At 33.9% G+C, this 12,602-nt stretch carries 9 protein-coding genes and 1 tRNA gene; 3 read left to right on the top strand and 7 right to left on the bottom strand.

The features are described from left to right. Positions 1-4: 4 nt before the first annotated feature. Positions 5-1,336, bottom strand: coding sequence for a cytochrome c3 family protein (locus tag ACNO7W_RS02755; protein ID WP_417936930.1), 1,332 nt, complete (start codon positions 1,334-1,336; stop codon positions 5-7). A 219-nt stretch (positions 1,337-1,555) separates the two neighbouring features. On the opposite strand from ACNO7W_RS02755, the gene ACNO7W_RS02750 reads away from it, so the two are divergent. Then, positions 1,556-1,945: an SPOR domain-containing protein gene (locus ACNO7W_RS02750; protein ID WP_417936929.1), complete on the top strand. Its 390-nt coding sequence runs from the start codon at positions 1,556-1,558 to the stop codon at positions 1,943-1,945. 376 nt (positions 1,946-2,321) lie between these two features. Here ACNO7W_RS02750 and ACNO7W_RS02745 read toward each other — a convergent pair whose 3' ends face one another. The 5 genes from ACNO7W_RS02745 to rimP all read right to left on the bottom strand — a co-directional run bounded on the left by ACNO7W_RS02745 (position 2,322) and on the right by rimP (position 7,891). Continuing rightward, entirely contained in the window at positions 2,322-2,573 is a 252-nt protein-coding gene (locus ACNO7W_RS02745) for a hypothetical protein (protein ID WP_417936928.1), read from the bottom strand. Between the two features lie 123 nt (positions 2,574-2,696). After that, entirely contained in the window at positions 2,697-2,978 is a 282-nt protein-coding gene (locus ACNO7W_RS02740; protein WP_417936927.1) for a hypothetical protein, read from the bottom strand. Positions 2,979-3,161: 183 nt separating this feature from the next. After that, the gene (infB, locus tag ACNO7W_RS02735) at positions 3,162-6,059 is read right to left on the bottom strand and encodes a translation initiation factor IF-2 (RefSeq protein ID WP_143385957.1); all 2,898 of its coding nucleotides are present in this window, start codon (positions 6,057-6,059) and stop codon (positions 3,162-3,164) included. Between the two features lie 100 nt (positions 6,060-6,159). Further along, positions 6,160-7,413 (bottom strand): transcription termination factor NusA, encoded by a 1,254-nt coding sequence (gene nusA / locus ACNO7W_RS02730; protein WP_143385956.1) that lies wholly within the window; start codon positions 7,411-7,413, stop codon positions 6,160-6,162. A 13-nt stretch (positions 7,414-7,426) separates the two neighbouring features. Further along, entirely contained in the window at positions 7,427-7,891 is a 465-nt protein-coding gene (rimP, locus tag ACNO7W_RS02725; RefSeq protein WP_417936926.1) for a ribosome assembly cofactor RimP, read from the bottom strand. A 175-nt stretch (positions 7,892-8,066) separates the two neighbouring features. Between rimP and ACNO7W_RS02720 the strand changes: the two genes are divergently transcribed. Further along, positions 8,067-8,891 carry a universal stress protein gene (locus ACNO7W_RS02720; protein ID WP_417936925.1) on the top strand — a complete coding sequence of 275 codons (825 nt, stop codon included), beginning with the start codon at positions 8,067-8,069 and terminating at the stop codon, positions 8,889-8,891. A 118-nt stretch (positions 8,892-9,009) separates the two neighbouring features. Here the strand turns inward: ACNO7W_RS02720 and ACNO7W_RS02715 are convergent. Continuing rightward, positions 9,010-9,080, bottom strand: a tRNA-Gln gene (locus tag ACNO7W_RS02715). Positions 9,081-9,326: 246 nt separating this feature from the next. Here ACNO7W_RS02715 and ACNO7W_RS02710 point away from each other — a divergent pair. Beyond that, the gene (locus ACNO7W_RS02710) at positions 9,327-12,602 is read left to right on the top strand and encodes a DUF2723 domain-containing protein (protein ID WP_417936924.1); all 3,276 of its coding nucleotides are present in this window, start codon (positions 9,327-9,329) and stop codon (positions 12,600-12,602) included.

Raw genomic sequence — 12,602 nt, 5'->3', positions numbered from 1 at the left:
TTGATTAATAGTGACATTTACCACATTCTAAACCTCCCATTTGTGCAGCAGTCAATTTTTCTACACCATATTTTTTAGAAAGTTGTTCATGGATTTTAGCATAATACTCATTGCCTTCCATTTTAACATCTGTTTTTCTGTGACAATCTATACACCAACCCATTGTCAATGGAGCAAATTGTTTTTGAATTTCATATTCCTGAACAGGACCGTGACAAGTCTGACATTCAATTCCAGCAACCGTAACGTGTTGTGAGTGATTAAAATAAACAAAATCAGGCAAATTATGAATTCGAACCCATTTCACAGGCTGTGTTTTTCCAGTATAAGTCTGACTTGTTTTATCCCATCCCACTGCTGTATATAATTTTTGGATTTGCTCATCATAGAATGCTTTGCTGTATTCTGGAGTAGCAGTAGTTTCAGCAACTTCTGAAATATTTTTATGACAGTTCATACAAACATTCAACGAAGGAATACCAGCATTTTTACTTACACGTGCAGCAGAGTGACAATATTTACAATTTATTTCATTATCACCGGCATGAATTTTATGCGAGAAATGTATAGGCTGAATAGGCTGATAATTCTGGTCTACACCAATCTGCATTAAATATCCATATACAAAATAAGCACTCGCTAACAACAAGAAAATCGAAGTAACCAATACTAAAAATTGATTTCTTACAAAAGCTTTCCAGATAGGAGTTGAAGGTTCTTTCGGAGCAACTTCTATACCATTTGATTTAGCAACTTTTCGTAAAACATTGTTTACCAAAAACAACATCACAACAAGCATTGCCATAACAAGAGCAAGAGCACCTAGAATAATATTATTTGAAATACCGCCGCTTTCAGTACCTGCAGTGCCCGGAGCCGCAACAGCACCTGCCGCTACCGGAGCTTCCGCTTTTGGTTCAGAAGTATATGCAATAATGTTATCAACATCCCCATTTGACAATTGTGGAAAAGCAGTCATTACCGCCTTATTGTTTTCTTCAAAAACTTTCACAGCATCAGCATCTCCAGACTTTATCAAATCAGAACTATTGTTCACCCATTTGTAAATCCAAGACATTTCATATTTACCAGACACACCTCTAAGAGCAGGCCCTGTAGATCTGGCGTCTAATTTATGACATGCCGCACAATTTGCATTAAATAGCTCTTTACCTTTTACAGGATCCCCACCTGTTGTCGCAGCTGGAGCCGCAGTAGCTTCAGTTGCCGCCGGAGCCGCAACTTGCGCAAATGAAGTTAAGGAAAACGTTAGCATCAAAGCTAAGCTGAAAAATAATTTCCTCGAGATCGAATTATGGTTACCCACCTTTTTCATATAGTATAATGATTATCTACTAAAAATTGGCACAGTTTTTTCTACAAACACTTTAGAAAAAACCGAACCTTTATTTTAAAAACTGCGACAAAAATACGACTTAAGAACTATTCTCAAAACCTTAAAATAGTCTTAAATTCAATTTATACTAATTCTAAATAATATTTATTATTTCATTTCATTCCATAAATAGTACTTTTGCATAAAAACTATCACATTATGAGAATTTTAACATCCCGAAAAGCCTTTTTTTACGCTGTTACTTTATGCCTTACGACAAGCTATATAAATGCACAAGATCGAAATATCACGGTAAGTCAAGACCCTAAATTTGAACAATTGTTAAATGAAAAAAGAAAAACAAACATTTCAAACACTGTAAATGACCTGTATAAAGTTCAAATTTTTAGCGGAGAAAGCGAAAAGGCAAAAAACATATTGACCGAATTCAAACAAGAGTTTAGCGACATAGACGGGACAATTCTATTCAACACCCCTAATTATAAAGTTTGGATTGGAAATTTTAAAACGCGTATTGAAGCAGAAAGAAATCTAATTGAGATTAGAAAAAAATACAATAACGTGCATTTGATAAAACCTAACAAATAACAAAAAAAGACACCCAATCAGGTGTCTTTTTTGTTTATTGAACTATCGTTTCTTGGTAATATCTTTTAAGAATAGCTTTTATATCTTCACTGCTTTTCTTACTGCTTTTAAAATCTTTTAAAAGTACTGGATAGGGCATCAACATAACTTTCATTTCATTATTTGATAAATAAAGAAGGCCGCCCCGAATAACAATCAATAAGCATTGGCACTGATGAGTCACTTGCTACGGAAGCAATTGCAACACCAATTAACCCAAACATCGCCCCCATAGCAATGGTATCATTAGGATTGTAAACTACATTTTCTACATAATATTTACCTCCAATTATTTCGATTTTAGCATAATATTTTGCACTAGAATACTTTGAGACATTTATATAAAAACCTCACCGTCACTGAATCCGTAATAATTCAATTCTTCTGAATCAGTGGTTATATTAAGCAAATGAAATCTTTCCTTTATATTCTTAATTTCAAAATTACTATCATCAAGTGGCTTACCATTTAAAACATCTGCATAGGTCAAATAAATGCCTTTTGAAGGAAACACGGTGATCGTTTTACTTTTAGCATTTTGATTAGTATCAAAAATCATGGCAATTTTATCATTATTACTTGTTTTCATGTAATTAGTTAAACATTCCTGCAAAACTTTTTTTTAAATCTCTCATCGTGTTTATTGGTAACATCCATACCATCACTTTCTGTGGAAGCGGTGTATGTTCCAACAATATAATCAACACCCCCTTTAGATTCTATTAATATCAATTACTAAAGTCGCATATGCTGTTTCAGACATTGCACGAGTAAGTTCCGAAACATATAGGTCATTAATTCGAATAGAAATTATAGGTTTGTTTTCCTGTTTTGGACAAATTACGGAGAGGTAATCAAAAAATTCTTCTACCAAAGGTTTTTCAAAATTCGCTAAGACTTTTCTATTGAATCCACTTTTTTGAACAGTTCCGATATTTTCCTTAAACTGTCTTCCATCGTAAACATTTTCTACATAGAAATTAAAACCTGACACTTTATCATTTTTATCTTTCAGAGATATTTTATGATATTCGTTTTATTTTGAGAAAACACAACAGCGCTAACTGCAATAAAAAATAATGTAACTAGTTTATTCATGGAAATTAATTTTTAGTATGCTATAAAAATAAAAAAAACCCGACAAAATCGGGATTTTAATTATAAAATATTGAAAATATTATTTCAATTTCTTTTTAACCGCTACTTCATGGTACGATTCAATAACATCTCTTTCCTCGATGTCATTATAACCTTTTACTTGAATACCACAATCGTATCCTTTAGCTACTTCTTTCACATCGTCTTTGAAACGTTTCAACGCTAACAATTCTCCTGTAAATACAACTACACCTTCTCTGATAATTCTCATTTTGGCGTTTTTAACAATTTTACCATCCATAACCATACTTCCAGCAATTGAACCAACTTTAGAAATTTTGAATATCTCTCTAATCTCAGCAGTACCCAGAATTTCTTCTTTCATTTCCGGAGCCAACATTCCTTCCATTGCATCTTTCAAGTCATCGATAGCTGCATAAATGATAGAGTAGTAACGGATATCGATTTCTTCTTTGTCCGCTAATTGTCTTGCATTTCCAGCAGGACGAACATTAAATCCGATGATAATTGCATCTGATGCAGAAGCCAACATTACGTCAGTTTCTGTAATAGCACCAACACCTTTATGTATAATATTGATTTGAATTTCTTCAGTAGATAATTTAGAGAACGAATCCGACAATGCTTCAACAGAACCATCAACATCTCCTTTAAGGATAATATTCAATTCTTTAAATTGACCCAATGCGATTCTACGTCCAATTTCATCCAATGTAATATGACGTTGTGTACGTACGGATTGTTCACGCATTAATTGAGAACGTTTCGAGGCAATTTGTTTCGCTTCTTTTTCATCTTCAAAAATATTGAATTTATCCCCCGCCGTTGCTGCTCCATCAAGACCTAGAACTGAAACCGGAGTCGAAGGACCCGCAACAGTTACTATATTCCCTCTTTCATCATGCATGGCTTTAATTTTACCATGATGCTTACCAGCCAACATATAATCTCCAATTTTCAAAGTTCCGTTTTGAACTAATATCGTAGAAACATATCCTTTTCCTTTATCTAGGAATGCTTCAACAACAGTTCCGGAAGCCGCTTTATTTGGATTTGATTTCAAATCTAAAAGTTCTGCTTCTAACAATACTTTTTCTAGTAATTCTTTAACCCCTGTACCTACTTTTGCAGAAATATCATGTGATTGAATTTTTCCACCCCAATCTTCAACAAGTAAATTCATACCCGCTAATCTTTCTTTTACTTTTTCAGGATTAGCGTTTGGCTTATCAATTTTATTGATAGCAAATATAATAGGGACTCCAGCTGCTTGAGCATGGCTAATTGCTTCTTTAGTTTGCGGCATGATGTCATCATCAGCAGCAATCACAATAATAGCAATATCCGTAACTTGAGCACCACGCGCACGCATAGCTGTAAATGCCTCGTGACCCGGTGTATCTAAGAATGCAATTTTTTGACCGTTATCTAAAGTTACTCCGTAGGCACCAATGTGTTGTGTTATTCCTCCAGATTCACCTGCGATTACGTTTTCTTTACGAATATAATCCAATAACGATGTTTTACCGTGATCGACGTGACCCATTACCGTAACAATAGGTGCTCTAAAAACTAAGTCTTCTTCTCTATCTTCAACAACTTGAATTGCTTCTTCGATATCTACAGTAATAAACTCTACTTCATAACCAAATTCATCGGCAACAATAGTCAACGTTTCTGCATCAAGACGTTGGTTCATGGTAACCATGATTCCAAGTGACATACAAGTACCGATAACTTTAGTAATTGGCACATCCATCATGATAGCAATTTCACCTACTGTTACGAATTCAGTAACCTTAATGGTTTTACTTCCTTCATCAATAGCTCTTTGCTCATCATCAGATTTCTGACGGTGCGTGTCTCTTTTATCTCTTCTGTATTTAGCTGCTTTAGATTTCCCACCTTTTCCTTGTAGTTTTTCTAAAGTCTCTCTAATTTGATTTTTAACTTCCTCTTCTGTAGGCTCCACTTTTGCAACAATTGCAGGTCTGTTTCCTTTTACAAAACCAGGTCTTGCACTTCTATTTGCGTTGAATCCACCGCCACCTACATTTGGTGTAATCTTGTTAGGATTTGGCGCACCAGGAACTCCCGGTGTTGCAGGCGGTCTAGGAGCACCCGGTTTAGGAGCAATCCTTTTACGTTTATTTTTATTTGCATTGGCTGCAGCCGAACCTGGAGCACCCGGTTTATTCGGAGTGATTTTAGGTTCTTCCTTTTTCTTTTTCGGCTTGTTGAATTGAGATAAATCAATTATTTGACCCGTTAAAGTAGTTCCAGATAGTTTTTGATATTGTGTTGTGATGGTTTCATCAACAGGCGCTTCATCCGTTTTAACTGCTTCGGTTTTTACAACCACTTTTGGTTCAGCAGCGACTTCTTTGACAGCCTCTGTTTTCACCTCTTTTATCCCAACAACAGGTTTTACCTCTTTTTTGTCTGAAACAACTTTTTCTTGTAAAGGTTTTTCTGGTGACGGTTTTTCAGCTGAAACTTCTTTTTGAACAGATTTTACCTCAGGTACTTTGGCCGCTGGAATCTCTATTTTTTCAACAGCTTTTACAGGCGGGACAACGATAGCTTTTTTTGGATTAAGATCAATCTTACCAACTTGAACAGGACCTGCTATAACTGCTCTCGCTTTTATAACTTCTTGTTGTTTTAGACGCTCTTCCTCTATTTTACGTTTGTCTTCAATTTCTTTCTCTCGTTCTAAACGCAAAGCTTCTTTTTCTTTTTTCTTCTCTTCCCCTACTTCTTTCGAAGCTTCTTTATTCCCTTTGTCACCTGCAAACTGACCGCACAAGACATTGTATACATCATCAGAAATTTTTGTGTTTGGATTTGCTTCAATGGCAATTCCCTTATCTTTTAGATAATCCACAGCTCTTTCCAAAGAAATATTCAATTCCCTTAAAACTTTGTTTATTCTAATAATTCTCTCTTCAGACATAAAACCTTTTTATTATTACCTTTTTTGTTGTTCCTCACTCTAACCCTCTCCAAAGAAAAGGAATATGAAAGTGGAATATTTATTTTGCCAGAAGAAATGACTAACTGTCAAATTCTTCTTTCAATATTCTCATTACATCCAGAATCGTTTCCTCTTCTAGGTCTGTTCTTCTTACTAAATCTTCAACATCTTGTTTTAAAATACTTTTTGCAGTATCTAAACCAATTTTTGCAAACTCTTCAATAACCCAGTCTTCAATTTCATCTGAAAACTCAGTTAATTCAACATCATCCTCATCAGCAGTTGCACCTGCAACATCCCCTTCACGGATAACATCTAATTCATAGCCCGTCAATAAACCTGCTAATTTAATATTGTGTCCACCGCGACCAATTGCTTTCGAAACTTCTTCAAGCTTCAAGAAAACCTCTGCTCTTTTAGTGTCTTCATTGATTTTAATCGAAGAAACTTTTGCTGGACTTAACGCTCTTGTGATGTACAATTGAATATTACTGGTATAATTGATAACATCAATATTTTCATTTCCTAATTCACGAACAATTCCATGAATACGAGAACCTTTCATACCTACACAAGCTCCAACTGGATCAATTCTATCATCATAAGAATCTACGGCTACTTTTGCTTTTTCGCCTGGTATTCTTACCACTTTTTTAACCATAATCAAACCGTCAAATACTTCAGGAATTTCTTGTTCAAATAATTTTTCTAAAAACTTCTCAGAAGTTCTAGACATAATAATTTGAGGTTTATTTCCTTTCAATTCAACGCTTTCTATTATACCTCGAACATTATCTCCTTTGCGGAAAAAATCAGAAGGTATTTGTTTTTCTTTTGGCAAAATAATTTCATTTCCTTCATCATCTACCAAAATAACAACTCTAGGTCGTACATGATGCACTTCCGCGGTGTAAATATCACCAATTAAATCTTTAAATTGCTTGTAAAGATTCGTATTGTCATGCTCATGAATTTTTGAAATTAAGTTTTGACGCAAGGCCAAAATGGCTCTTCTTCCTAAATCAATCAATTTTACTTCCTCAGAAACTTCTTCACCAATTTCAAAATCGGCTTCGATTTTTCTCGCTTCTGTCAAAGTAATCTCTTCGTTTTCAAAATCTAGATCCTCGTCTGCAACGATTACTCTTCTTCTCCAAATTTCCATATCTCCCTTGTCAGGATTTATAATAATATCGAAATTATCGTCTGAACCGTATTTTTTTTTCAATGCATTTCTAAATACATCTTCTAAAATTGCCATAAGCGTTACACGATCAATAAGTTTATCATCTTTAAACTCTGAGAATGAATCGATTAATGCTAAATTTTCCATGCGAATTCTTTAATTAAAATGTTACTGTAACAATTGCTTCTTTAATGTCTCCGTAAGGCAGTTTAAGTTCTTTTTGAACTGTTTCCTTTCCTTTTCCTATCTTTTTAGGCTCTCTTGCTTTCCATGACAAAATTACAAAATCATCATTAGCTTCCACTAATTCCGCTTCAATTATTTCTGCCCCAGTCTTTACAATCAATGTTCGTCCTATATTTTTCTTGTATTGTCTTACTAATTTCAATGGCGACCCAACTCCTACCGAAGCTACTTCTAAAGAATAATCTTGTTCCTCGCGATCCAAATTATTATCTATAAAACGACTCACATCGATGCAATCCTGAAGTGCAACTCCATTATCACCATCTAAAGTCACAATAACCTTGAAAGCATCAGTGATAGTAAGGTCTATCAAAAAAATTGATGACTTTTCCAAAAGGCATTCTGTCAATAACGTATTTACTTTTTCTTTAAATGTCATATTTTTATAAAAAGAGGGGACATTTAGTCCCCTCATTATCTAGATTTTAATAAATAACGGTGCAAATATAGTGTTTTTTTTTATTAATTAAAATAATCGATTGCTGTTAAAATATTTCTTATCTTTAATCTAGCATTAAAATAACTGTTTTTTACATAATTTAAACTTTTTAATTATGAAACGAATTTTAGTACCAACCGATTTTTCAGAACATGCTGAAGATGCCTTGAAAGTAGCCGCACAAATTGCCAAAAAAAATAATTGCGAAATATTCTTACTGCACATGTTGGAACTCCCAGGCCAAATGAGCGACGCTATTTCTGGCGGAAGCGGTATTCCAGAAGTAATGCTATTTATAAAAAAAGCAAACGAAACCTTTCAAAAAATCAAAGAACGCCCCTATTTAAATGGGATTTCAGTCAGTGAAACGGTACAATTTGAAAGAGCTTCGGATGGCATATTATCATTCTGCAAAAAAAACAAAATTGATTTAATTATTATGGGCTCCCACGGATCTTCTGGAATTGAAGAAATGCTAATTGGCTCCAATACCGAAAAAGTAGTACGCCTTTCAGACATACCCGTTTTAGTTATTAAAAAAGATATCGGCAAATTTGAAGCTAGAAATTTCGTTTTTGCATCTGACTTTTCGAAAGAAATAAAAAAACCATTCAAAAAAATGATTGAATTTACCAAAATCTTTGATGCGAATCTGTTTTTAGTAATGATTTGCACTCCCAATAGCTTCAAAACAACCCTTGTTGCCGAAAAGGTCATGAATGATTTTATTGCTGATTTTGACATTCAAAATTACTCCTTCCATATTTTTAATGATGTCAATATTGAAAACGGAATACTCAATTTTTCAAATACAATTAATGCGGATTTAATAGGCCTTTGCACACATGGCAGAACTGGATTAGCGCATTTTTTTAATGGAAGCATTAGTGAGGACTTAGTAAATCATACTGTAAAACCAGTAATTACTTTTAAAATTTAATTTTCAGTTACAAAAATCAACCTCAAATTAAATTCCCAAAACACTTCTTAGAATTCAAAAAAAATCTTTCAAAAATTTTCAAATAAAAAAAGCCTCTCAAAAATTGAGAGGCTTTACGTTGGTCTACAAGGACTCGAACCTTGAAAGACTGCACCAAAAACAGTTGTGTTACCATTACACCATAGACCAGCATTGCTTTGTTAAGCGAGTGCAAATTTAATACAAATTTTAATTTGTACAAATTTTTAAGCGCTTTTTATTCAAAAAAAATTCATTAAAGATTCCAAACACCCTTTAAAATTTAGGAAAAGACTAAAAACCAAGCTGTTGCTTCACTTCATTTGTTTTTTAGAAAATTTTGTTAATGCTCGCATCGTTACATAAAAAAACATTTTCTTTGTAACTCAAAATTTAACTACAATTTAGTACTGAAATATGGCAACATTCAATTTCAATAAATGGAATACGATTATAGGTTGGTTTACATTTGGAATCGCATTAACAACATACACACTCACAGTTGAACCCACAATGAGTTTCTGGGATTGTGGAGAATATATTGCCACAGCAGCAAAATTAGAGGTAGGACATCCCCCGGGAGCACCTTTATTTCAAATGATTGGCGCCTTTTTTGCCATATTTGCTTCAGATGACCAACATGTTGCCCTAATGGTCAATATGACGTCCGTTTTCTCTAGTGCCTTTACTATATTATTTATGTATTGGTCTTCAACAATTTTATTAAAAAAACTAATTTCTCGATTTTCCGAAACAAATAAAAATAATGATATTGTTATTTTAGGCAGTTCATTTGTAGGCACATTGGCCTATACTTTTTCTGATAGCTTTTGGTTCAATGCCGTTGAAGCCGAAGTTTATGCCATGGCTTCTTTATTAATTGCGTTGCTCTTTTGGTTGGGTTTACGTTGGGAACAAGACATGGAGACCCCTAGAGGGAATAAATGGTTATTGATCATTTCTCTAGTTATAGGACTTTCGTTTGGAGTGCATTTCATGGCTTTATTAACAATCCCAGCCATTGGTTTTCTTTATTTTTTCAAACATTATAAAATTGTTACCGTCAAAAGTTTCATCATTGCAAATATTGTAGTTATCGCCATTTTATTGTTTATATTCAAACTATTGCTTCCTTTGACAATGGCTTTCTTTGGTAAAACCGAAGTTTTTATGGTCAACAATTTAGGATTACCGTTTGACTCAGGGACTATTTTTGTTGCACTACTCTTCATCGCTTTCTTTTACTTTGGTTTAAAATACACCAAACAAAAAGGTTTGATTTTCTACAATACTATAATTCTTTGCATATTATTCATTTTAATTGGCTTCTCCACTTGGATGATGTTACCTATTAGAGCAAATGCGAATACCGTAATAAATGAAAACAAACCTTCCGATGCACGTGAGGTTTTAGCCTATTATAACAGAGAACAATATGGCGTTAATCCGTTGTTCTATGGACCTCAATATACAGAAACCTTTGCTGGTTTAGATAAAGAAAATCCTTATTTAGACAAAGCTCCAAACTATGAAAGAGATTACAAAACAGGAAAATATGTTATTGTAAATAATTTCAAAAATGCGGAACAAAATAGCGATGACAATCAAAAAACTATTTTGCCTAGAATGTGGAGTACAGAGCATATAGAGAACTATATGAATTTCACAAATCCTCCACAATTTAAAATAAATCCAGATTATCCTTACGAAGATGACTTGGGCAAATATGGCATTGACCCAAGCCAACTAAGCGAAGAGGATTACAATAAGGCCATAGCGCAGTTGAGAAATGAAGTCGAAAAAACAGTGACTGAATTTAGACAAGCTTACGCTCAAAAACAAATAGACCATGGCGGTTACGTATCTTTCTTGAAAAGTTACGGGGATTACCTCATCATAGAAAAGCCAACAACGGTAGACAATTTTAGTTTTATGTTCGAATACCAATTTGGTTATATGTATTGGAGGTATTTGATGTGGAATTTTGTTGGACGCCAAAGCGATGTACAAGGGAAATACGATAATTTAGACGGAAATTGGATTAGCGGCATAAAATTTATTGACAGCCTGCATTTAGGCTCACAAGATAATTTACCATCAGATGTATTGAATAATAAAGGCCGAAATGTCTATTTCTTTTTGCCTTTTATACTCGGACTTATTGGCTTGATGTATCATGCCAATAAAGATTTAAAGAGTTTTTATGTTTTATTAGCCTTGTTTTTATTCACAGGCCTGGCACTAAAAATTTACTTAAACGAAAGACCTTTTGAACCTCGTGAAAGAGATTATGCTTTAGTAGGCTCCTTCTATGTATTTGCCATCTGGATAGGATTTGGGGTTTATGCGCTGTACGAAAGTGCCTGCAACTATTTGGCTCCAAAAATAGCCGGACCACTACTTATAGGAGCCAGTTTATTAGCCGCTCCTGTTCTTATGGCTTCTCAAAACTGGGATGATCATGATCGTTCTGATAAATATACCGCTGTTGCAATGGCAAAAGCATATCTTACTTCTTGCGATCCAAATGCAATACTTTTTACCATTGGAGATAATGACACTTTCCCGCTTTGGTACGCTCAGGAAATTGAAAAAATAAGAACTGACGTTAAAATCGTAAATACAAGTCTTTTCATGACCGATTGGTATATCGATCAAATGAAAACCAAAACATACGAATCAGATCCTTTGCCTATTTCATTCACACACGATCAATATGTAGGCGACAAACTGGATTATGTAGCGCATATACCAAAAGTAGAAAGCAGATGGGACGTAAAAGACTTTATAAGTTTTATTAAAAACCCAAAATCTACTGTTGAAATGCAAAACGGACAAACCATTCATTTTTATCCAACAAATAAAGTGAGAATTCCTGTTGACAGAAACACTATCATCAAGAACAAAGTTGTTTCTGCTAAATACAATGATTCAATTGTCCCTTATATAGATATCGATATCAAAGGAAATGCATTGTACAAAAACAGATTGATGATGCTTGATATTGTAGCTAATAACAACTGGAAAAGACCTATTTACTTTAGTGGTGGCGCCTTTGATAATGAAGATTATTTATGGATGAAAGATTATCTTCAGTTAGACGGAATGGTTTATAAATTAGTTCCTATAAAAACCAAAATGGGCAAAGACGACAACCAAATGGAAATGGGACAGATTGATGCTGACAAAATGTACTCAAACGTTATGAAATGGGATTGGGGAAATAGTGAAAGCCCGACGATTTATCACGACCCAGAAACCAGAAGAAACAGCATCACTTACCGAATGAATCTTGCCCGATTAATGAATCAGTTAATCGTTGAGGGAAAGAAAGACAAAGCTAAAAACATTATCGATTTGGCCATGACAAAAATGCCTTTGGATAAATTTGGGTATTATTCTTTGGTTGAACCATTTGCTAAAGGATATTATGCTATTGGAGAAAAAGCTAAAGCTCAGGAACTTCTTGAAAAATTAATGACTAAATACAAAGAAAATTTAAATTACTACATTAATCTCAATGCTGTAGATCAAACTGATATTGCTGTGGATATAATAACAGATATAGAACGTTACAGAGGTTTGCTTCTAGTAATGAAAGAAAGTGGTGATTCAACTTTTTACAATAAAAATAAAATAATTTTCAATACGTATATTAAAATGTTTGAACGTTTTGGTCGCGAAAAAGAGTAA

Source organism: Flavobacterium sp. ZB4R12 (genome assembly GCF_048276375.1).
Lineage (GTDB): Bacteria > Bacteroidota > Bacteroidia > Flavobacteriales > Flavobacteriaceae > Flavobacterium > Flavobacterium gawalongense.
Note: the sequence above shows the minus strand (reverse complement) of the source record. Positions and strands in the feature narration are given on the sequence as shown.

Bases quoted from the DNA above. Each gene is read 5' to 3' on its own strand.
- infB (WP_143385957.1), bottom strand. From the start codon at position 6,059: ATGTCTGAAGAGAGAATTATTAGAATAAACAAAGTTTTAAGGGAATTG.
- ACNO7W_RS02750 (WP_417936929.1), top strand. From the start codon at position 1,556: ATGAGAATTTTAACATCCCGAAAAGCCTTTTTTTACGCTGTTACTTTA.
- ACNO7W_RS02720 (WP_417936925.1), top strand. From the start codon at position 8,067: ATGAAACGAATTTTAGTACCAACCGATTTTTCAGAACATGCTGAAGAT.
- ACNO7W_RS02755 (WP_417936930.1), bottom strand. From the start codon at position 1,336: ATGAAAAAGGTGGGTAACCATAATTCGATCTCGAGGAAATTATTTTTC.
- ACNO7W_RS02745 (WP_417936928.1), bottom strand. From the start codon at position 2,573: ATGAAAACAAGTAATAATGATAAAATTGCCATGATTTTTGATACTAAT.
- rimP (WP_417936926.1), bottom strand. From the start codon at position 7,891: ATGACATTTAAAGAAAAAGTAAATACGTTATTGACAGAATGCCTTTTG.
- ACNO7W_RS02710 (WP_417936924.1), top strand. From the start codon at position 9,327: ATGGCAACATTCAATTTCAATAAATGGAATACGATTATAGGTTGGTTT.
- nusA (WP_143385956.1), bottom strand. From the start codon at position 7,413: ATGGAAAATTTAGCATTAATCGATTCATTCTCAGAGTTTAAAGATGAT.